General features: G+C 59.7%; 21 protein-coding genes. 16 read left to right on the top strand and 5 right to left on the bottom strand.

What is annotated here, in order from left to right:
* Positions 1–214: 214 nt before the first annotated feature.
* The 3 genes from QO005_RS21620 to hslV form a co-directional block, all read right to left on the bottom strand.
* Positions 215–1,159, bottom strand: coding sequence for a DUF1402 family protein (locus tag QO005_RS21620; protein ID WP_307160095.1), 945 nt, complete (start codon positions 1,157–1,159; stop codon positions 215–217).
* Between the two features lie 276 nt (positions 1,160–1,435).
* Positions 1,436–2,743, bottom strand: coding sequence for an ATP-dependent protease ATPase subunit HslU (gene hslU, locus QO005_RS21615; RefSeq protein WP_307160089.1), 1,308 nt, complete (start codon positions 2,741–2,743; stop codon positions 1,436–1,438).
* A gap of 30 nt (positions 2,744–2,773) precedes the next feature.
* Positions 2,774–3,334, bottom strand: coding sequence for an ATP-dependent protease subunit HslV (hslV, locus tag QO005_RS21610; RefSeq protein ID WP_307160088.1), 561 nt, complete (start codon positions 3,332–3,334; stop codon positions 2,774–2,776).
* Between the two features lie 168 nt (positions 3,335–3,502).
* On the opposite strand from hslV, the gene hisB reads away from it, so the two are divergent.
* The 7 genes from hisB to QO005_RS21575 all read left to right on the top strand — a co-directional run bounded on the left by hisB (position 3,503) and on the right by QO005_RS21575 (position 8,268).
* On the top strand, positions 3,503–4,099 hold the full coding sequence (hisB, locus tag QO005_RS21605) for an imidazoleglycerol-phosphate dehydratase HisB (protein ID WP_307160087.1): 597 nt from the start codon (positions 3,503–3,505) through the stop codon (positions 4,097–4,099).
* 14 nt (positions 4,100–4,113) lie between these two features.
* Entirely contained in the window at positions 4,114–4,764 is a 651-nt protein-coding gene (gene hisH / locus QO005_RS21600; protein ID WP_307160086.1) for an imidazole glycerol phosphate synthase subunit HisH, read from the top strand.
* Between the two features lie 17 nt (positions 4,765–4,781).
* Positions 4,782–5,516, top strand: coding sequence for a 1-(5-phosphoribosyl)-5-[(5-phosphoribosylamino)methylideneamino]imidazole-4-carboxamide isomerase (gene hisA / locus QO005_RS21595; protein WP_307160085.1), 735 nt, complete (start codon positions 4,782–4,784; stop codon positions 5,514–5,516).
* Entirely contained in the window at positions 5,513–6,295 is a 783-nt protein-coding gene (gene hisF, locus QO005_RS21590) for an imidazole glycerol phosphate synthase subunit HisF (RefSeq protein ID WP_307160084.1), read from the top strand. Before hisA ends, hisF begins: the two co-directional genes overlap by 4 nt.
* 10 nt (positions 6,296–6,305) lie before the next feature.
* Entirely contained in the window at positions 6,306–6,629 is a 324-nt protein-coding gene (locus tag QO005_RS21585; protein ID WP_307160083.1) for a phosphoribosyl-ATP diphosphatase, read from the top strand.
* On the top strand, positions 6,626–7,618 hold the full coding sequence (gene coaA / locus QO005_RS21580) for a type I pantothenate kinase (RefSeq protein WP_307160082.1): 993 nt from the start codon (positions 6,626–6,628) through the stop codon (positions 7,616–7,618). The genes QO005_RS21585 and coaA overlap by 4 nt, the downstream gene beginning before the upstream one ends.
* 74 nt (positions 7,619–7,692) lie before the next feature.
* Positions 7,693–8,268: a DUF3237 domain-containing protein gene (locus tag QO005_RS21575; protein WP_307160081.1), complete on the top strand. Its 576-nt coding sequence runs from the start codon at positions 7,693–7,695 to the stop codon at positions 8,266–8,268.
* Between the two features lie 24 nt (positions 8,269–8,292).
* Here the strand turns inward: QO005_RS21575 and arfB are convergent, their stop codons facing one another.
* On the bottom strand, positions 8,293–8,727 hold the full coding sequence (gene arfB, locus QO005_RS21570) for an alternative ribosome rescue aminoacyl-tRNA hydrolase ArfB (RefSeq protein ID WP_307160080.1): 435 nt from the start codon (positions 8,725–8,727) through the stop codon (positions 8,293–8,295).
* A 369-nt stretch (positions 8,728–9,096) separates the two neighbouring features.
* Entirely contained in the window at positions 9,097–10,707 is a 1,611-nt protein-coding gene (locus QO005_RS21565; RefSeq protein ID WP_307160079.1) for a phosphoenolpyruvate carboxykinase, read from the bottom strand.
* Between the two features lie 316 nt (positions 10,708–11,023).
* Between QO005_RS21565 and QO005_RS21560 the strand changes: the two genes are divergently transcribed.
* From QO005_RS21560 to QO005_RS21520, 9 genes are all read left to right on the top strand, one after another.
* A complete protein-coding gene (locus tag QO005_RS21560) occupies positions 11,024–11,746 on the top strand; it encodes a response regulator transcription factor (RefSeq protein WP_307160078.1) in 723 nt (240 codons plus the stop codon).
* A gap of 200 nt (positions 11,747–11,946) precedes the next feature.
* Positions 11,947–13,713, top strand: a complete 1,767-nt coding sequence (locus QO005_RS21555) for a sensor histidine kinase (RefSeq protein WP_307160077.1) — start codon at positions 11,947–11,949, stop codon at positions 13,711–13,713.
* On the top strand, positions 13,703–14,158 hold the full coding sequence (locus QO005_RS21550; protein ID WP_307160076.1) for an HPr kinase/phosphorylase: 456 nt from the start codon (positions 13,703–13,705) through the stop codon (positions 14,156–14,158). The genes QO005_RS21555 and QO005_RS21550 overlap by 11 nt, the downstream gene beginning before the upstream one ends.
* A gap of 213 nt (positions 14,159–14,371) precedes the next feature.
* Positions 14,372–14,773, top strand: coding sequence for a PTS sugar transporter subunit IIA (locus tag QO005_RS21545; protein ID WP_307160075.1), 402 nt, complete (start codon positions 14,372–14,374; stop codon positions 14,771–14,773).
* 13 nt (positions 14,774–14,786) lie between these two features.
* Complete coding sequence (locus tag QO005_RS21540; protein ID WP_307160074.1) at positions 14,787–15,062, top strand: HPr family phosphocarrier protein; 276 nt, start codon at positions 14,787–14,789, stop codon at positions 15,060–15,062.
* Between the two features lie 264 nt (positions 15,063–15,326).
* A complete protein-coding gene (gene ahcY / locus QO005_RS21535; RefSeq protein ID WP_307160073.1) occupies positions 15,327–16,727 on the top strand; it encodes an adenosylhomocysteinase in 1,401 nt (466 codons plus the stop codon).
* Between the two features lie 401 nt (positions 16,728–17,128).
* On the top strand, positions 17,129–19,669 hold the full coding sequence (locus QO005_RS21530; RefSeq protein ID WP_307160072.1) for an ATP-binding protein: 2,541 nt from the start codon (positions 17,129–17,131) through the stop codon (positions 19,667–19,669).
* Positions 19,666–21,177: a tRNA (adenosine(37)-N6)-threonylcarbamoyltransferase complex ATPase subunit type 1 TsaE gene (gene tsaE / locus QO005_RS21525; protein ID WP_307160071.1), complete on the top strand. Its 1,512-nt coding sequence runs from the start codon at positions 19,666–19,668 to the stop codon at positions 21,175–21,177. Before QO005_RS21530 ends, tsaE begins: the two co-directional genes overlap by 4 nt.
* Positions 21,178–21,254: 77 nt before the next feature.
* Positions 21,255–22,001, top strand: coding sequence for a nucleotidyltransferase family protein (locus QO005_RS21520; RefSeq protein ID WP_307160070.1), 747 nt, complete (start codon positions 21,255–21,257; stop codon positions 21,999–22,001).

Raw genomic sequence — 22,001 nt, 5'->3', positions numbered from 1 at the left:
GACAAGGCCTCAGGGCCTTGCCTTGCGCTTGTTCGCGGCCATTCAATCCCATCCCGTTCAACAGAACACCCATCCTGATTGAGTTTTGACCCTAGCACAAGCCACAGCTTTTACGCGAATACACTAAAATTATAACATCAATGGTTTCAGGCGTCTGTCAACGGGAATTGCGTCATGGCGTGAACGCTCCGGGAAGATCGTGAACAGCGCCGCCTTACAGAAGCGACTTCAGCTCATCGAGCTTGTCGTTGACCAGCCAGCCATAATAATTTTCTTCCGGCCAGGCATTGCCACCGCCAGCATTGCGCCGGGCCAAAGCTCTGGCGCGTCCGGTCGAATTTCCGACATTGAACAGCGTGGCCGTCAGGCCCGGATTTTTCGAAATGTCCACACCGGCGATCTCCTTGTAGTCGTCGATGGAGCGGCGAATGATGGCGGCCATGTAGGATAGCGAGATATCCGGATCCATGATCGCCTTGTAGACGCTGCCGGCATCCTTTTCATCGAGCTTCGGATAGCCCGAGGTTTCATGCACCATATCGGTCAGCATCAGCGCAGTCAGCGGGTTGATCTGGCCCAGTCCGAAGGTTTGACCGGCATAAAAGGGCTGGAAGAAGACGGCGCTGAAGCGATTATCGGGATATTTTCGGCCATCGACCTTCTTGCCGCGAAAATCATCTTCCCAGACATTTTCCCGGCAGCTCCACAGGCGATAGCTGTCGCTGAACTTGTTGCAGTCGGCAAATTGCGGACGGGCGACGAAATCGTCGATCGCCTCGCCATCATAAGCGAAGCGGAAGGAATGACCGGCATAGGATGCCGCCTTCACATAGTAAGTCTGCAACGTGTCATAGGCATCGACGTTATAGGTATGCTCGCCCACCAGCGCCCCGATCATGTGAATGGGGTCGATGCCGTATTGGCCGGACGTTTTCTTGATCTTGGCGATCAACTGCTTGTCGCGCGACAGGAGATCGCGGATCTTTTCATATTTGGCATCAAAAGTGCTTTTGGTTTCCCGCGTGCGCTGCTTGGACGCGCCGGGAATGGCGGGCTGCTCGGCATTGCGGTTGCCGGGCGGTACCACCCGGATATCGGCAGCGAGGGCTGAGCCCGCGCAGGCAGCGGAAACGAAAACGGCCAGAATGAAGCGACGCAGCATGCCTAATCCTTGAAGGTGCCCAGCCCGACCGGCGGAAAACGCAAATTCCTGCCAGCCGAGACAGCGGCCCTCTTATCGAAGAAAGTCGAGTGCGTCGACTCCTGCCGCCCTTCATGGCCGAGTTAAGGCGGAAAAACACCGCCTTAACTCATTTTTTAGAGCATAATCCGACCGGAGTGAAACGAGGATCGACAAGATTATGCTTCAAAAATAAAATGTTAGAGCGACGATCTGATTCAATCAGATCGAAAAGCGCTCTAACAAATCATCCTCCTACAGGATGTAGCGCGAGAGGTCCGCATCGGCGGCAATCTCGCCGACATGCTCATGGACATAGGCCGAATCAATCGTCACCTTCGCCCCGCCGCGATCCGGCGCATTGAAGGAAATCTCGTCCAGCACCCGCTCCATCACGGTTTGCAGGCGGCGGGCTCCGATATTCTCGACAGAAGAATTGAGCTTGACCGCCACATCGGCCAGCGCGTCGATGGCGTCCTCGGTGAAGTCCAGATCCAGCGCTTCCGTTGCCATCAGCGCCCTGTACTGGCGAATGAGGCTGGCTTCGGTTTCTGTCAGAATGCGGCGGAAATCCTCCTTGGAGAGCGGCTTCAATTCCACGCGGATCGGCAGACGGCCCTGAAGCTCCGGCAGAAGATCGGAAGGCTTGGCGACATGGAATGCGCCGGAGGCAATGAAGAGAATATGGTCGGTCTTCACCGGCCCGTATTTCGTCGCCACCGTCGTCCCCTCCACCAGCGGCAGCAGGTCGCGCTGCACGCCTTCGCGGGAAACGCCTGCCCCCAGCCCGCCATCGCGCGCGGCGATCTTGTCGATCTCGTCCAGAAAGACGATGCCGTCATTTTCGACCGAACGCACGGCCTCACGCTGGATGACCTCGTTGTCGATCAGTTTGTCGGATTCGTCGCGGATCAGGTCGTCATAGGAGGCTTTCACCGTGGTGCGCACCTTCTTGGTGCGCCCGCCCATGGCCTTGCCGAACATGTCGGAGAGGTTGAGAATGCCGACATTGGCTCCCGGCATGCCAGGAATTTCAAAGCCGGACATGCCATTGCCGCTATCGGCCACTTCAATCTCGATTTCCTTGTCGTCCATTTCACCGGCGCGCAGCTTCTTGCGAAAACTGTCGCGGGTGGCGGGAGAGGCCGTCGCGCCGACCAGCGCATCCAGCACGCGCTCTTCGGCACCGGCATGGGCCTTGGCCTGCACCTCCTGCCGCTTCTTTTCGCGCACCAGGCCGATGCCCACTTCCACGAGATCGCGGATGATCTGCTCGACATCACGGCCGACATAGCCGACCTCGGTGAATTTGGTGGCTTCCACCTTGATAAAGGGCGCGCCCGCCAGCTTGGCGAGACGGCGGGAGATTTCCGTCTTGCCGACGCCGGTCGGGCCGATCATCAGGATGTTCTTCGGCATCACCTCGTCACGCAGGCTTTCATCCAGCTGCTGGCGGCGCCAGCGGTTACGCAGCGCAATCGCCACGGCGCGCTTGGCGTCATTCTGGCCGATGATGTAGCGGTCCAGTTCCGAAACGATTTCGCGGGGAGAAAAAGTCGTCATAGGGAATATGTCCTGGGAGAAAGAAAGGGGTCAGGCGTCGGCATCGAGCGTTTCGACGAGGACGCTGTGATTGGTGTAGACGCAGATGTCACCGGCGATTTTCATCGCCTTGCGGGCAATCTCTTCCGCAGATTGATCGGTATCCATCAGCGCAAGCGCCGCCGCGAGAGCATAATTGCCGCCGGAACCGATGGCGATGGTGCCATGTTCGGGTTCCAGCACGTCGCCATTGCCGGTGATGGCCAGCGTCACGGTCTTGTCGGCCACCAGCATCATGGCTTCGAGATTGCGCAGATATTTGTCGGTGCGCCAGTCCTTGGCGAGTTCGACGGCGGCGCGCATCAATTGGCCGGGATATTGCTCCAGCTTGCGCTCCAACCGCTCCAGCAGCGTGAAGGCATCCGCCGTTGCACCGGCAAAACCGGCAATAACCTCGCCCTTGCCGATACGGCGCACCTTGCGGGCATTGCCCTTCATCACCGTCTGGCCAAGGCTCACCTGCCCGTCACCGGCGATCACCACCTTGCCGCCCTTGCGGACCGTGATGATGGTCGTGCCGTGCATGGTTCCATAGGGATTGTGTTCGCTCATGATCCGTCCATTCGTTGCGGAGCCCGAGGCACAGACGATGGGCTCCTCCTGTTGGCTCCTATGTAAGTGGCCTTGGCACAAATGCAAACGCGGCGCGCCCTCACAAGGATTGCTGGATATTTGCCGGTGCGCCTGATAAGGAGCAGCAGACCTTGCAAGGAGTAGACGATGGCTGAAAGCCGCACAGCAAATGTTGTCCGCAAGACCAACGAGACCTCGGTTTCCGTCTCCGTCCATCTCGACGGCACCGGTACCTCGAAGATCTCGACCGGCGTGGGCTTTTTCGACCATATGCTGGAGCAGCTTTCCCGACATTCCCTGATCGACATGGAAATCGACGTGAAGGGCGATCTGCATATCGATGACCACCACACGGTGGAAGACACCGGCATTGCCATCGGTCAGGCCATTTCGAAGGCGCTTGGAGAGCGGCGCGGCATCATGCGCTATGCCTCGCTCGACCTTGCCATGGACGAAACCATGACCAAGGCCGCCGTCGATGTGTCGGGCCGTCCCTTCCTCGTCTGGAACGTCACGTTCTCAGCGCCGAAAATCGGGACATTCGATACCGAACTGGTGCGGGAATTCTTCCAGGCACTGGCGCAGAATGCCGGGATCACGCTGCATATTCTCAACCACTATGGCGCAAACAACCACCATATCGCCGAAACCTGCTTCAAGGCGGTGGCACGGGTGCTGCGCACGGCGCTGGAAATCGATCCGCGCCAGGCTGGCCGCATCCCCTCCACCAAGGGTACTCTTTGAGAGTTGAGACGACCATGCGTGTAGCAATTATCGACTATGGCTCGGGCAATCTGCGCTCCGCCACCAAAGCCTTCGAGCGCGCCGCCCGGGAACTGGGCCTCGATGCCGAAATCGACCTGACCGACAAGGCCGAGCGCGTCGCCTCCGCCGACCGCATCGTGCTGCCGGGTGTCGGCGCCTATGCCGATTGTAAGCGCGGCCTGGACTCCGTGCCCGGTATGCAGGACGCTTTGAGCGAAGCGGTCACCACCAAGGGCCGCCCCTTCCTCGGCATCTGCGTCGGCATGCAGCTCATGTCCTCTCGCGGGCTGGAAAAGACGGTGACGCAGGGGCTTGGGTGGATTGCCGGCGATGTGACGGAAATGACGCCCGCCGATCCCACGCTGAAGATCCCGCAGATCGGCTGGAACACGCTCGCCCTGCACCAGCCTCACCCGCTGTTTGACGGCATCCCCACCGGCCCTGACGGACTGCACGCCTATTTCGTGCATTCCTACCATCTGGCCGCTCAAAAGCCGGAAGAGGTGATCGCCACCACCGATTACGGCGGCGCCATGACTGCTTTTGTCGGACGGGACAATATGGCGGGCGCGCAATTCCACCCGGAGAAGAGCCAGACCCTCGGCCTGCGCCTCATCAGCAATTTCCTGCGCTGGGCGCCCTGATTTTACGGACCATTCCCATGATTCTTTTTCCGGCTATCGATCTGAAAGACGGCCAGTGCGTTCGCCTCAAGCTTGGCGATATGGACCAGGCCACTGTCTATAATCCAGACCCCGCCGCCCAGGCCAAAGCCTTTGAAGATCAGGGCTTCGAATGGCTGCATGTGGTGGATCTCAACGGCGCCTTCGCCGGTGAAAGCGTCAATGGCGCGGCGGTGGATGCCATTTTGAAGGCCACGAAGAACCCGGTGCAGCTCGGCGGTGGCATCCGCACGCTGGCGCATATCGAAAGCTGGCTGAGGCGCGGGCTTTCCCGCGTCATTCTCGGCACCGTGGCGGTGCGCGATCCGGCGCTGGTCATCGAGGCCTGCAAGCTGTTTCCCGGCAAGGTCGCCGTCGGCATCGATGCCAAGGGCGGCAAGGTGGCCGTGGAAGGCTGGGCGGAAGCCTCGGAGCTGGGCGTGATCGAACTTGCGAAGAAATTCGAAGGCGCAGGCGTTGCCGCCATCATCTACACCGATATCGACCGTGACGGCATTCTGACCGGGATCAACTGGGAGAACACGCTGGAACTAGCAGCAGCCGTTTCCATTCCGGTGATCGCCTCCGGAGGTCTCGCGTCCATACGGGATATTCACCGGATGCTGCAGCCGGATGCTCGCAAGCTGGAAGGTGCGATTTCCGGCCGCGCTCTGTATGATGGCCGCATTGACCCGAAAGAGGCCCTGGCGCTGATCAAGGAAGCCGCGCAATGAGTTTGAAGGCACGCATTATCCCGTGTTTGGACGTTAAGGATGGCCGCGTGGTCAAGGGCGTCAATTTCGTTGATCTCATCGATGCCGGCGATCCCGTAGAGGCCGCGAAGGCCTATGATGCCGCCGGGGCAGACGAGCTTTGCTTTCTCGACATCACTGCCTCCTCCGATAATCGCGATACGATTTTCGACGTGGTGGCCCGCACCGCGGACCATTGCTTCATGCCGGTCACGGTGGGTGGCGGCGTGCGTGCCGTCTCCGATATCCGCAAGCTGCTGCTCTGCGGGGCAGACAAGGTCTCGATCAACTCCGCTGCCGTGAAGAACCCGGATTTCGTGGCCGAGGCCGCGGACAAGTTCGGCAACCAGTGCATCGTCGTCTCCATCGACGCCAAGAAGGTATCGGGCCAAGGAGAAACGGAGCGCTGGGAAATTTTCACCCATGGCGGCCGCCAGCCCACAGGCATCGATGCGGTGGATTTCGCCATTCGCATGGTGGAGCGCGGCGCGGGCGAGCTGCTTGTCACTTCGATGGACCGCGACGGCACCAAGAGCGGCTACGACCTGAAGCTGACCCGCACCATCGCCGATGCCGTGCGTGTGCCGGTGATTGCCTCAGGTGGCGTCGGCACGCTGGATCATCTGGTGGATGGCGTGAAGGAAGGCCATGCCACGGCGGTTCTCGCCGCGTCCATCTTCCACTTCGGCACCTATTCGATTGGCGAAGCCAAGGCCTATATGGCCGGACATGGCATTGCCATGCGGCAGGATCAGGCGTGAGGGCGGCAGGATGAGCACATTCACGCTGAGCGATCTCGAACGGATCGTCGCCACCCGCGCCAAGGCCGCGCCGGAAGAAAGCTGGACGGCAAAGCTCGTCGCCGCCGGGCAGGACAAGGCCGCCAAGAAACTGGGCGAAGAGGCTATCGAAGCCGTGATGGCGGCGGTGAAGAACGACCGCGCCAATCTGATCTATGAAAGCGCCGACCTGCTCTATCACCTCATGGTCGTATTGAAAATTGCAGACATACCGTTAGAAGCGGTGATGGAAGAGCTACAACGACGCACGGGCCAATCGGGCTTGAGCGAAAAGGCAAGCCGGCAGGGCCCATGACGACAGCGATCAAGGAATTCGAGGTGGAGGAGAGCCTTGATCATTTTCAGGCGGGAAGCTACTCGCCCTACCTGTTCTTTTCCTCGGAAGAATGGGCGCATTTTCGGGCCGATACGCCGCTGACCCTGACGCTGGACGAGGTGCACCGGCTGCGCTCGCTGGACGACCCGATCGACCTCGCCGAAGTGCGGCGCATCTATCTGTCGCTGTCGCGGCTTCTGTCGGCGCATGTGGAATCCTCGCAGCTTCTGTCCAAGCAGCGCAACCGCTTTCTCAGCACCAATGTCGAGAAGACACCCTTCATTATCGGCATTGCCGGATCTGTCGCCGTCGGCAAATCCACCACCGCCCGTATATTGAAGGAATTGCTGGCGCGCTGGCCGTCGAGTCCCAAGGTCGACCTCGTCACCACAGATGGTTTTCTCTATCCGAATGCCGAACTGATCCGGGAAAACCGCCTGCATCGCAAGGGCTTCCCCGAAAGCTACAATACCGGCTCGCTGCTGCGCTTTCTCTCCGCCATCAAGGCCGGGCAGCCGAATGTGAAGGCCCCTCTCTATTCGCACCTTACCTATGACGTGTTGCCGGACGAGCATCGCATCATCGACCGGCCCGACATTCTGATCTTCGAGGGGATCAACGTGCTGCAATCCCGTGATCTGCCGCGCGATGGCAAGATCGTGCCGATGGTCTCGGATTTCTTCGACTTTTCGATTTATATCGATGCGGATGAAACGCTCATTCACAACTGGTATGTGAAGCGCTTCATGAAGCTTCGCCAGACAGCTTTCCGCGACCCGAATTCCTACTTCCACCGCTATGCATCGATCAGCGAGACGGAAGCCCTGACCATTGCCGAGGGACTCTGGGCCAATATCAATCTCATCAATTTGCGGGAAAACATTCTTCCCACCCGCCCCCGCGCCGACCTCATCCTGCGCAAGGGGGAAAACCACCTGATAGAGCAGGTGGCTCTGAGAAAACTATAAATCATTTTCGAGACGGAAACGGCTGGAGGAGAGCCGGTTTTTGACATTATCCATACCAAGGGAGGAGGAAACCCATGGATTTGAAAGAGCAGCCCGCAGGCAGGCGGGCATTTCTAGGCATGGCATCGACGGGGCTTGCAGCGACAGGATTGGCCTTGGCATCCGGCACCGTGTCTCCGGTCAAGGCAGCCTCGGCGCAAGGCGGTCCGCTGTCCGATGTGCCGATCGTGCTGCCGCAGACGGAGTTCGTCTATGAGGCGATCTGCAACCTGCAAGCGCCGCTTGAGATCGGCCCCTCGCCGCTCGGCGACCGGCGCATGATCAACATCACCGGCGGTGAGTTCGCAGGCCCCCGGATCAAGGGCAAAGTGCTGCCGGGCGGGGCCGACCGGCAATTGCTGCGCAAGGACGGCATCCGGCAGCTGGATGCGCTTTATGAGCTCCAGACGGATGACGGCGCGATCATCACCGTCCACAACAAGGTGCTGATCGACGCTCCGAAGGATGGCCCCCGCTATGCCTTTTCCCAGATCGAACTGACAGCACCAACCGGCCCGCATGACTGGTTGAACCGACGGGTATTCGTCGGCACACTGATCAGCATGCAGCCGCAACCGAAAGTGCTGATCCGGGTTTTCAGTCTGATATAGAAACGGCCATGGCGCCGGGGGAATTCAATCCTGCCCCGGCTTGCTCCGCATTTTCTTGATTTCGCCGCGGCCCGTCTTTTCCTTGAGACGCCGCTCGATCGAGCCCTTGGTAGGCTTGGTCTTGCGGCGCGGCGGTGGCGGCGGCTTTGCCGCTTCGAGGATCAGCTCCTTCAGTCTCTCCCGCGCATCCTCGCGATTGCGGTCCTGGCTGCGAAAACGGCTGGCCTCAATCATCAGCACGCCCTCCTTGGAGAGCCTGCGGCCCGCCAGCCGGATGGCATTGGCCTTCACCCGGTCCGGAAGGTTGGGAGAACTGGTCAATGCAAAGAACAACTGCACCGCCGTCGAGACCTTGTTGACATTCTGTCCGCCCGGGCCTCCGGCCAGCACGAATTGCTCGGTCAGTTCCCAACCGGCGAGGGTAATTCTGTCATTGATCGTGAGCGGTTCGCTGGCCATAGGATGTTTTCAGGAAAAATGGACTCCGGTTTTCCGTCCGGAAATGCGTCAGAACAAAGAGTTACAGCATGTCGCGCAAAAGTGTGCAGCGGTTTTGCGATAACGACATGCGTTAAAACAAGAATGTAAAGCACGTTGCATGAGGCTGATAAGCCGCAACGTGCTTTACAGCGCTTCATAGAGTCTGCAAGAAAAAAGAGAAAGCTGCTTTTCGCACTCCTCAAGACTCCGCCCGTGTCAAAGACGGGTCAAAACAGAAAATCCGGCGAGATTATCGCCGGATTTTCGTCTCACGTGAAACATTCAGTCTGTCGTCACCGCAGATTTTGCAGCAACCCCAGTGCTGAACACTCCTCTCTCCCTCAGAGTTTATTCGGCAGCGACGGCCAGAACCGGAGCTGCGTCGCGGACATTGCTGTCCACATGCGCTTCGAATTTTTCGAAATTGGCGATGAACATGCCCACCAGTTTCTTGGCCTGTGCATCGTAATCCGTGCCGTTTGCCCAGGTGGAGCGCGGGTCGAGGATTTTCGTATCCACACCTTCGACAGCCACCGGAACAGCAAAGCCGAAATTCGCATCGGTGCGGAATTCCGCCTTTTTCAACTCCCCGGACAGAGCCGCCGTCAGCAGAGCGCGGGTTGCCTTGATCGGCATGCGGTGACCCACGCCATAGGCGCCGCCCGTCCAGCCGGTGTTCACCAGCCAGCAATCGACATTGTGCTTGGCGATCAGCTCTTTCAGCAGATTGCCGTATTCCGCCGGATGACGCGGCATGAAGGGTGCGCCGAAGCAGGTGGAGAAGGTTGCTTCCGGCTCGGTCACTCCACGCTCCGTACCGGCCACCTTGGCGGTGTAACCGGACAGGAAGTGGTACATGGCCTGTTCAGGCGTCAGCTTGGCAATCGGCGGCATTACGCCGAAGGCATCGGCGGTCAGCATGATGATGGTCTTCGGATGCGGCGCGCGCCCGGTGTCCGAGGCATTCGGAATGAAGTTCAGCGGATAGGCGCAACGGGTGTTTTCCGTCTTCGAGCCATCGTTGAAATCCGGCACGCGGTTTTCATCGAGCACGACATTTTCCAGCACCGTACCGAAGCGCTTGGTGGTGGCATAGATTTCAGGCTCAGCCTCCGCCGACAGGCGGATGGTCTTGGCGTAGCAGCCGCCTTCGAAGTTGAAGATGCCGTCTTCGCCCCAGCCATGCTCGTCATCACCGATCAGCGTGCGCGACGGATCGGCGGACAGCGTGGTCTTGCCGGTGCCGGAAAGGCCGAAGAACACCGCCGAATCACCCGCCGGGCCGACATTGGCCGAGCAGTGCATCGGCATGACTTTCTTGGCTGGCAGGAAGTAGTTGAGGGCCGTGAAGACCGACTTCTTCATCTCACCGGCATAGAAGGTACCGGCGATCAGCACGATCTTGCGCGTGAAATCGCAGGCAATCACCGTTTCGGTGCGGCAACCATGACGGGCCGGATCGGCCTTGAAGCTCGGCAGGTCGATAATCGTGAAGCTCGGCACGAAGGAGGCCAGCGCCTCCCGCGAGGGACGAATCAGCAGATTGCGGATGAACAGCGAATGCCAGGCAAGCTCCGTCACCACGCGGGTGGGCAGGGCATTGGCTTCATCGGCGCCGCCGATCAGATCCTGCACGAAGATTTCCTTGCCGGCCGCATGCGCCAGCATGTCCTTGTGCAGAATGTCGAAATGCTCGACCGAAAGCGGCTTGTTGTTGTCCCACCAGATCTGGTCGTCGGTGTTTTGATCGCGGACAACGAATTTGTCCTTCGGCGAACGGCCCGTATGCTGGCCGGTTTCGGCGCAGAGCGCCCCATCGGCGGTCAGAACAGCCTCGCCCCGGCGAATGGCATGCTCGTAAAGCGCACTCGGAAGCAGGTTATAATGGACGCGGGCGGCCTGACCGAGACCGATAGCTTCCACGCTGACCCCAGGATTTTTCACTCCAAGCTCCTCCATGACGCACTTCCTTTCAACCGGACGGGAGAGTCGATAGGGCTGACGCTAGAGGTGCGATTTTAAAAAAGCAAGAGGGTTTTTTCTAAAAAATATAATCATTTCATATATTTAATCGTTTTAAACTAATATGCCAGATTTTAAATCGTTTCGTTCCCACGGTTGTGATCGAGGCTGCCCCGCCAAGGCACAGAGGGTGCGGTGTAAACCACTCTTTATCTTTGCCACAATTTGTTCCACCTTTACCCTCATGAACGCAGTCCACGCGTGGAGCGGTCATAAAACGGCCCTCTCGCCACCCCTGACGGAGACAGACGGCATGCAGACAATTGCCCTGGTTGACGACGACCGGAACATCCTGACCTCGGTATCGATTGCGCTTGAAGCAGAAGGCTACAAAGTCGAGACCTATACGGATGGAGCTTCGGCGCTGGACGGCTTGCTGGCCCGCCCGCCGCATCTCGCCATTTTCGACATCAAGATGCCGCGCATGGACGGCATGGAGCTTCTGCGCCGCCTGCGCCAGAAGTCCGATCTTCCCGTGATCTTCCTGACCTCGAAAGACGAGGAAATCGATGAACTCTTCGGCCTGAAAATGGGTGCGGACGATTTTATCACCAAGCCGTTTTCGCAGCGCCTGCTGGTGGAGCGCGTCCGCGCCATCCTGCGCCGCGCTGCCACCCGCGATCTCACGGCGGCGGGTGCCGGCCCGAAGGCCGGACAGGAAGTTCAGGCGCGCAATCTCGAGCGCGGGCAACTGGTCATGGACCAGGAACGCCATACCTGCACCTGGAAGGGCGACCCCGTCACCCTGACGGTCACCGAATTCCTGATCCTGCATTCGCTGGCCCAGCGTCCGGGCGTGGTGAAAAGCCGCGATGCGCTGATGGATGCCGCCTATGACGAACAGGTCTATGTCGACGACCGCACCATCGACAGCCACATCAAGCGGCTGCGCAAGAAGTTCAAGATGGTCGACCAGGAATTCGACATGATCGAAACCCTTTACGGTGTCGGCTACCGTTTCCGCGAGACAGCCTGATATCAGAGCGAGGATGCATCGGCATCTTTGCTGCTTTGCCATCGAATGTGACGGAGACAATCGGCTGCCCGCCAAAGCTTAGAACAAGCCTTCCAGGCAGCCGGTTTTGCAAGTAGAAGCCCGGGAATCGGGTATGGCGCTGAGCAGCGGGCTGCCTGCGTGAAAGGGTGATCTTGGCGAGGCTGGACGCGGACAGGGATATGGAGGCAAGCGATGCTCCACGAGCATCGCTGCGCATTTCCTTTACCCATCCGTTCACGCTGATTCGCCGCATCTTCGGCAATGCGGTGTTCTCGAGCCTCACCCGCCGCATCGTGTTCTTCAATCTGGCTGCGCTGATCGTTCTGGTCGGCGGCATCATGTATCTCAACCAGTTCCGCGAGGGCCTGATCGATGCCCGCGTCGAAAGCCTTCTCACCCAGGGCGAGATCATTGCCGGGGCCATTTCGGCCTCCGCCTCGGTGGATACCAATTCCATCACCATCGATCCGCAGAAGCTCCTGGAGCTACAGGCGGGCCAAAGCATCACCCCGGTGCCGAACGACGAGGATCTGGACTTTCCGATCAAGCCGGAGCGTGTGGCCCCGGTGCTCAGGCGGCTGATTTCGCCCACCCGCACCCGGGCACGGCTCTTCGATGCCGATGCCAACCTGCTTCTGGATTCCCGCCACCTTTATTCCCGCGGCCAGGTGCTGCGCTACGATCTGCCGCCCATCGAATCGGAAAACAGCAGTTGGGCCGACTGGTTCAGCAAGTTGTTCAACCGGCTGCTGCAGCCGGGCAATGTGCCACTCTACAAGGAAGCCCCCGGCGGCGACGGCTCCATCTATCCCGAGGTGATGAACGCCCTGACCGGTGTGCGCGGGGCGGTGGTGCGCGTGACGGAACAGGGCGAGTTGATCGTCTCGGTTGCGGTGCCGGTGCAGCGCTTCCGTGCCGTTTTGGGCGTGCTGCTTCTGTCCACGCAGGCGGGCGATATCGACAAGATCGTGCATGCCGAACGGCTCGCCATCCTGCGCGTCTTCGGCGTGGCGACCCTGGTCAATATCGTCCTGTCGCTGCTCTTGTCCTCCACCATCGCCAATCCGCTCCGGCGGCTTTCGGCAGCGGCGATCCGGGTAAGGCGGGGCGCCAAGGAACGGGAGGAAATTCCCGATTTCTCGGCCCGCCAGGATGAAATCGGCAATCTGTCCGTAGCGCTCCGCGAAATGACGACGGCGCTCTATGACCGGATCGACGCCATCGAAAGCTTTGCCGCCGATGTCAGCCATGAGCTGAAAAATCCGCTGACCTCGCTCAGAAGTGCGGTGGAAACCCTGCCGCTGGCCAAGACCGACACGTCCAAGCAGCGGCTTCTCGACATCATCCAGCATGATGTGCGGCGTCTCGATCGCCTGATCAGCGATATTTCCGATGCATCGCGCCTGGATGCGGAACTGGCGCGTTCCGATGCAAAGCCGGTGGATCTGGAAGTGGTGCTGGCCAATCTGGTGGAAATCTCCCGGCAGATCAGCGGCAGCAAGAGGAAAGCAGAGATCGTCTTCACGGTCGATCAGAAGCCCGGCAGCAAATCCCGCTTCATCGTCAATGGGCATGATTTGCGCATCGGCCAGATCGTTACCAATCTGATTGAAAATGCCCGCTCCTTCGTGCCCGAGGGTGAGGGCCGCATCACGGTCAAGCTTTCGCGCACCCGCACCCGCTGCGTGGTGCAGGTGGAAGACAACGGCCCCGGCATTCAGGCCGAGGACATCGACCGGATTTTCGAGCGCTTTTACACCGACCGCCCGGAAGGCGAGAGCTTCGGCCAGAATTCCGGCCTTGGCCTGTCCATCAGCCGCCAGATTGCCGAAGCGCATGGCGGCTCGCTGCGCGCCGAGAACATGAAGCGCGAAGAGGATGGTACGGTGCTGGGCGCACGCTTCATTCTCAGCCTGCCTGCCGATCCCTCCGCCCATGAAAAATGACCTGCCCAATCATCACGCAACAGTCATTGAAATCGATGGCTGCGGCCTTTTGATCAGCGGCCCCTCAGGCTGCGGCAAGTCGCGGCTGGCGCTGGAGCTTTTGACGCTCGCCCGCATGGCTGGACGGCAGGCTTTTCTGGTGGCCGATGACCAGGTTTTTCTTGAGGCGCGGGCGGGAAAGATCATAGCCCATCGCCCTCCGGCGATTGCGGGCCTGATGGAGGCGCGTTTCAGCGGGCTGATCCGCCTGCCCAGCATTGCCTCCGCAGTCTTGCGGCAGGTGATCCTTCCCGTCGCGGATGAGAGCAAGGCCGAACGCCTGCCGCCGGAGGATGAAATGCTGCAACTGCTGCCCGGGATTAACCTGCCGGTTATAAGACTGGTGCCGGGGGTTATAGGAAATTTGATGATTGTTGACCAACGGCTGGGCTTGGCGCCCTGTTGAGATGCTCATGACTATTTTAAGCTTGCACTTCCGCGTGTCATCGCCAAGATGGCCTTCCCACTGTTGTGCGGCTGCGAAGGCAAAGACCTTGCAAAGATGCGCCTGCGGCAGTGTGAACAGGACTTGCTGGGCATGGATACCGTTCACCCTGTGGACGAACTCTTTGCGGTGCGGTAAGGGGCGCTCAGCAGTTGATGAGGGAGCTATAAGCGAATGATCGGACTTGTGCTTGTCACCCATGGCAAGCTGGCTGAAGAATTTCATTCTGCCGTGGAACATGTCGTTGGTCCGCAGAAATTCATTGAAACGATCTGCATCGGCCCGGAAGACGATATGGATCAACGCCGGCAGGATATTCTGGATGCAGTGGCACGCGCCGATGACGGCAGCGGCGTCATCATTCTCACGGATATGTTTGGCGGAACGCCGTCCAACCTCGCCATTTCGGCCATGAGCGCCGGACGCATCGAGGTCATTGCCGGCATGAACCTGCCCATGCTCATCAAGCTTGCCGGCGTGCGCGGCGACAATGACATGGAAAAGGCCCTGGTCAGCGCCTCCGAGGCCGGCCGCAAATATATCAACGTGGCGAGCCGCGTGCTGAGCGGCAAGTAGGACCAGCCCCATCATGACCGCCTTTTCCCGCGAACTGCTGATCGTCAACAAGCGTGGCCTGCATGCCCGTGCCTCGGCCAAATTCGTGCAGACCGTCCAGGCTTTCAACGCCGACGTGACCGTGACACGCGACGGAACCACCGTTGGCGGCACCTCCATCATGGGGCTGATGATGCTGGCCGCCAGCCCCGGCTGTACCATTCTCGTCTCCACCACCGGCGAAGAGGCTGAGGCCGCGATCAATGCGCTGGAAGCGCTGGTGGCGGACAAGTTTGGCGAGGAAATGTAAACCACGTCGAAACATAAAGATATAAAGACCTCTTTATGTGATTATTGCTTCCTTGGGCTTTCCCTGCTAGACAGAGGTGAGGACGCCGCTTTTGCGTGCGTTGGAGCATTGTCCCGAGACAAGTGGAAACCGGTTTTCCCGTCTGGAAATGCGCAAAACAAAGATTTGGAGCGTTCCAGTGTTTCCGGGAAATGCTGAAGCGCTCCAGGAGTTGGTGCCGCAGCATGCATGTGTGGCGGCGTTTCACAGCTGTTTGGAGACATCATGAGCACGGACAAGGATTACATCGTTGCGGATATCGGCCTTGCTGATTACGGCCGCAAGGAACTCGACATCGCCGAAACCGAAATGCCGGGCCTGATGGCGGTTCGCGCGGAACTGGGCGAGGCACAGCCCCTCAAGGGCGCGCGCATCAGCGGTTCGCTGCACATGACGATCCAGACCGCCGTTCTGATCGAAACGCTGAAGGTTCTGGGCGCCGACGTTCGCTGGGCCTCCTGCAACATCTTCTCCACCCAGGATCATGCCGCCGCGGCCATCGCCGCCACCGGCACACCGGTCTTTGCCGTCAAGGGTGAGAGCCTGACGGAATATTGGGACTATACCGACCGCATCTTCCAGTGGGCCGATGGTGGCCTGTCCAACATGATCCTCGACGACGGCGGCGACGCCACCATGTATATCCTGCTCGGCGCCCGCGCCGAAGCCGGTGAGGACGTGCTGTCCAACCCGCATTCGGAAGAAGAGGAAATCCTTTTCGCCCAGATCAAGAAGCGCCTCGCCGCCACCCCCGGCTGGTTCACCAAACAGCGTGACGCCATTCGCGGCGTGACCGAAGAAACCACCACCGGCGTCAACCGCCTCTACCAATTGGCCAAGCAGGGTCTGCTGCCCTTCCCGGCCATCAACGTCAACGATTCCGTCACCAAGTCGAAGTTCGACAACAAGTATGGCTGCAAGGAATCGCTGGTGGACGGTATTCGCCGCGCGACCGACGTGATGATGGCTGGCAAGGTCGCCGTGGTCTGCGGCTATGGCGATGTGGGCAAGGGGTCCGCTGCCTCGCTTCAGGGCGCAGGCGCCCGCGTGAAGGTCACCGAAATCGACCCGATCTGCGCGCTCCAGGCCGCCATGGATGGTTATGAAGTGGTTCAGCTGGAAGATGTCGTGTCCAGCGCCGACATCTTCATCACCACCACCGGCAACAAGGACGTCATCCGCATCGAGCATATGCGCGCGATGAAGGACATGGCGATCGTCGGCAATATCGGCCACTTCGACAACGAAATTCAGGTTGCCGCACTCAAGAACCTGAAATGGACCAACATCAAGCCGCAGGTGGACATGATCGAGTTCCCCGCTGGCAACCGCATGATCCTGCTGTCGGAAGGCCGCCTGCTGAACCTCGGCAACGCCACGGGCCATCCGTCCTTCGTGATGAGCGCCTCCTTCACCAACCAGGTTCTGGCCCAGATCGAGCTGTTCACCAAGCCGGACGCCTACAAGAACGAGGTCTATATCCTGCCGAAGCATCTGGACGAGAAGGTTGCCCGCCTGCATCTCGCCAAGCTCGGCGTGAAGCTTACGGAACTCTCCGAGGAGCAGGCCTCCTACATTGGCGTCGCGCCTGCTGGTCCGTTCAAGTCGAACCACTACCGCTACTGATTATAATTCCGAAAACCACAAGATATGGGAGCCGCAGCCTGAATAAGGCTGCGGCTTTCGCATGTATGGCCTTTCGGCGGCACAGATATGGTTAACGAAAATAGGTTCTCTTTCTCCCTTTGTTTTCAGGGTCTTCGCGCCGTTGCTGCGGCTGAGGCGCGCCTGAAAACGCTTTGGCTCTTTCCGCTCCCGCTTATCCACAGTATTGTTTTCACACTCGATTCGACCATGCCCGAAGCAATGCCCGCGCAAGCGCGGCATGTTCTACTGGCGTGGTGGGTGACATGCGTTTCCGGGAAAACATGCGGCGGTTTTTCGCTCGGGAATGCGCAAACAGAACGTCGGAGACCATGTGCAGCGGCATTTATGCACAGTGACTCCGGCATGGAGACAGACCGGAAATGGCAATTTGGACACTCCATCCGCTCTTACGGGGAAAAGCGGAGATCAGGGACTGCGCCGGGAGACTGGCTCTGACAGTCAAGCGCAAGACCGTACGGCTTGCGCTGAGCGCGAGCACCATGCTGACGGCCTGCCCTGTGTCTCAAGCCCTTGCCCAGGACCAGAATGCTGGCGGCATCGGCACCTTTTCCTCCAGCGAGATGGTCGGCTTCGCGCTGGTTATCGGCGCCATTTCTGCAACCCTGCTTTCTGCCCTGTGGCTGGTGCGCCAGCGCAACAGCATCGAAGCCGAAAGCCAGGAAATGCGCTCGGCGCTCTCCGATGCCAATCAGCGCATTTCCCGTTATCAGGCGCTGATTGCCGACAAGAACCGCCGCATCGTCATCTGGGACAACAGCACCGACCGTCCCGAGCAGCTGGGCCAACTGCCGCTGGAAACCGGCGCTCCGACCGCAGAAACCGATTTTCTGGCCTTTGGCCGCTGGCTGAAGCCTGCCTCCGCCGCCGACCTCGATACGGCCATTGAACGTCTGCGTTTCAATGCCCAGAGCTTCGACCTGATCGTTGAGACCTACCGCGATGAGGTTCTGGAAGTGCAGGGCCGCGTTTCCGGGGGCCGTGCCTTTGCCCGCTTCGTGGCGCTCAACAATCTGCGGGCAGAACTGGCCGAGTTGAAGATCGAGAAGGCCCGGCTTTCCACCGCCATCCAGACCTTCGAAAGCCTGTTGGAATCGGTGGAGCAGCCCGTCTGGCAGCGTGACGCTCAAGGTCAGCTTGTCTGGGTCAACCAGGCTTATAGCGATGCCGTGGAAGCCCTGACCCCGGACCAGGTGGTGCATGAAGGCCGTGAAATTCTCGGCACTATCGCCCGGGAAAAGATCCGCGCCACGGTCACACCGGAATCGCCCTTCCATGAAACCGTGTCCACCGTCGTGCATGGCAACCGGACCTTTTACAGCGTGGTGGATACCAAAACCCCCACCGGCTCCTGCGGCATGGCCATCGACGTCACCCGCGAGGAAGCACTGCGCGAAGAACTGGCGCGCACCCTGAAGAGCCATGCCGAAACGCTCGACCATCTGGCGACGCCGGTGGCGATTTTCGACGGCGAGCGGCGGCTGCAATTCTACAATCAGGCCTTCCAGCAGCTCTGGGGTCTCGATCTAGGCTTCCTGGAATCGCGCCCGGATCACGGCGAATTGCTCGACCGGTTGCGCAGCGCCGGCAAGCTGCCGGAGCAATTGAGCTGGAAAAGCTGGAAGGAAAATATCCTCGCCGTCTACCGCTCCATCGATACGGAAACGGCGCTCTGGCACCTGCCGAACGGCCAGACCCTGCGCGTCATCGCCTCCGCCCATCCGCAGGGCGGCGCCACCTGGGTGTTCGAGAATCTCACCGAGCAGGTCGATCTGGAAACCCGCTACAACACGCTGGTGAAGGTTCAGGGCGAGACCATCGATCACCTTTCGGAGGGCGTCGCGGTCTTCGGTCCCGATGGCCGTATCCGCCTTTCCAATCCGGCCTTCCGGGCGCTTTGGGGTGTGACCGAAGCAGAAGCCGCTCCCGGCACCCATATCCGCGCCATCGAAGCTGCCTGCGCGCCCTCCTATGACAAGCCGGATGGCTGGCGCGCCTTCGGCAAGATGATCACCAGTTTTGAGGATGAACGCCCCTCCAGCCAGGGCACGATAGAACTGCTCTCCGGTCTGGTGCTGGATTACGCGGTGATCCCGCTGCCCAACGCCCAGACCATGCTGACCTTCGTCAACATCACCGATGGCGTGCGGGCCGAGCGGGCGCTGCTGGAAAAGAACGAGGCACTGCGCAAGGCCGACGAACTGAAGAACGATTTCGTCCAGCACGTCTCCTACGAGCTGCGCTCGCCGCTGACCAACATTATCGGCTTCACCGATCTCTTGAAATCCGAAGCCATGGGGCCGCTCAACCAGCGGCAGGCGGAATATGTGGACCATATCTCCACCTCGTCTGCCGTGCTGCTGACCATCGTCAACGACATTCTCGATCTCGCCACCGTCGATGCCGGTATCATGCGGCTCAACTATTCCGAGATCGATCTGACCGACCTGCTGGACGACGTCTCCATGCAGATGACCGACCGGCTGCAGGAAGGCGGCGTGACGCTGGATATCATCGCGCCCAACCAGTTGGGCCAGATCATTGCCGACCAGCAGCGGCTAAAGCAGATCCTCATCAAGATTCTCACCAATGCGGTAAACTTCTCTCCGGAAGGCGGCACCGTCGTGCTGAAATGCTGGCGCGAAGGCGCGGATTTTGTGTTCTCCGTCACCGATACCGGCTGCGGCATTCCCGAAGATCTCTTGCCTTCGGTGTTCCAGCGCTTCTCCTCCAGCACCAAGGGCGGGAAGAAATCCGGTGCCGGTCTTGGCCTCTCCATCGTCCAGAGCTTCGTGCATCTGCATAAGGGAACGGTGGCGATCAACAGCGTGCCGGATCAAGGCACCACGGTCCTTTGCCGCATTCCGACCGGCACGATCGTGCAATCCGTCGCGGCAGAATGAACGATCCCGCTTCTTCTCTGTCCATCACCCTGCCCGATGAGGCCACCACGCGGCAATTGGGCGAGGATCTCGTTCTGGCGCTGAAGCCCGGCGATTGCATCGCGCTACAGGGTGATCTCGGCGCAGGCAAATCGACGCTGGCCCGCGCGCTGATCCGGGCGCTGGCCGAGGATGCGGAACTGGAAGTCCCGAGCCCGACCTTCACCCTGGTGCAGGTCTATGATCTGCGGCTGCCGGTGGCGCATTTCGATCTTTATCGGCTGGGCGATTCCTCCGAACTGGATGAACTGGGCTTTGACGAAGCACTGGAAGAGGGTGTCTGCCTGGTGGAATGGCCGAGCCAGGCTGAGGATCGCCTGCCAAAACAGACTCTCTGGCTGAATTATGCCTTCACGCCGGACGGCGGCAGAGAATTGACCCTCACCGGCCCGACGGAGAAATTGAGCCGGATTCGCAGAATTTTGTCCATCCGCCAGTTTCTCAACGAAAACGGAATGGCAGGAGCGGAACGCCGCTTCCTGAGCGGCGATGCGGATTATCGCGCCTATGAATATGTGCACTTGGAAGACCAACCGCGCCGCATTCTGATGGATAGTCCGAAGCGCCCGGCAACACCGGTCATCCGCGACGGCAAGACCTATCCGGAACTGGTGCATCTGGCGGAAGACTGCCGCGCCTTCATCGCCGTCGACCACCTCCTCAAGGACATGGGCGTGCTGGTGCCGGACATCTTTGCGGCTGATACGGAGCAAGGCCTGCTGCTGATCGAGGATTTGGGCGCAGACGGCGTTCTCAATGACGAAGGCAAGCCGATTGCCGAGCGTTATCTCGCTACAACCGAGGTTCTGGCCTATCTTCACGGTCAAAATGTTTCACGTGAAATCCCTGTGGCGCCCGATCACATCCACCGCATCCCCGATTTCGACGCCGCCGCCATGGGCTTTGAAACAGAATTGCTGCTGGATTGGTATCTGCCCTGGAAGCTCGACCGGCAGGCCACGGAGACGGAGCGGCAGGAGTATCAGGCAATCTGGACAGGCATTATAAGCCGGATTCACGACCATCAAAGCCTCGTGCTGCGTGATGTGCATTCCCCCAATCTGCTCTGGCAACCGGATCGGCACGGCCTTCACCGCATCGGGCTTATTGATTTTCAGGATGCGATGATCGGTCCCGCCGCCTATGACCTTGCCTCGCTGGTGCAGGATGCGCGGGTCACGATCGAGCCCGGCCTGCAACAGCAGATGCTCGATCATTATCTGGCGCTGCGTGATTCGGAAGCCGGATTCGATAGAACAGCCCTGCTTCAGGATTTTGCCATCATGGCGGCACAGCGCAATTGCAAGCTGCTGGGCCTCTGGGTGCGGCTGCTGAAACGGGATGGCAAGCCCGGCTATATACAGCATATGCCGCGCACGCAAACCTATCTGGCGTCGGTCTTGCGCCATGAGGTAATGGCGCCGTTGAAAATCTGGCTCGATAAGCTCGGATTGAGCGTGGAAAGCTGAGCAGCGCTTTTCCGCTGCAGTGGCTCGCCTCGCTTATCTGCGGTAAACAGAAAAAAACCGCAGGCTGATTCTCGATCATGACCATAAAGCACGCCATGGTGCTGGCCGCAGGGCTTGGCACGCGAATGCGCCCCATAACCGAAACCATGCCGAAGCCGCTGGTGACCGTGGCGGGCAAGGCGCTGATCGATTATGCGCTGGACCATCTGCAACAGGCGGGCATCACCACGGCGGTGGTCAATCTCCACCATTTCGCCGAGAAAATGCAGGCGCATCTGGAAAAGCGGGATCACCCCCGCATTCTCTTTTCCGACGAACAGGCCGCCTTGATGAATTCCGGCGGCGGATTGGCCAAGGGCATCAAGCTTCTCCCCACCGGCCCGCTGCTGGTGATGAATGCCGACCTGTTCTGGATCGGTGAAACGGCGGGGGAAAAAACCAATCTGCAACGGCTCTCCGACTTTTTCGATCCGGCCCGCATGGATATGGCCATGCTCTGCGTGCCGCTTGAGCGAACGACAGGCCATAATGGCAAGGTGGATTTCCAGATGGCCGAAGACGGGCGGCTGACCCGCTATCAGCCGGGCGACAGCAAGGGCGTGGTCTATGCCGGAGCCATTGCCATGCATTCCTCCCTTTTGGACGATGCACCGGATGACGCCTTCAACCTCAACATCTATTTCGACCGCGCCATTGCCAAGGGCCGCCTTTTCGGCCTGGACCTCAAGGGCCACTGGCTGACGGTCGGCACGCCGGAGGCAATCGGCGAGGCGGAAGCCGAAATGCAGCGGCAGGGTGTTTATCCCGCGCTCACCGGCGCTTGA

This window comes from Allorhizobium paknamense, from assembly GCF_030815125.1.
GTDB classification, from domain to species: Bacteria; Pseudomonadota; Alphaproteobacteria; order Rhizobiales; family Rhizobiaceae; genus Allorhizobium; species Allorhizobium paknamense.
Note: the sequence above shows the minus strand (reverse complement) of the source record. Positions and strands in the feature narration are given on the sequence as shown.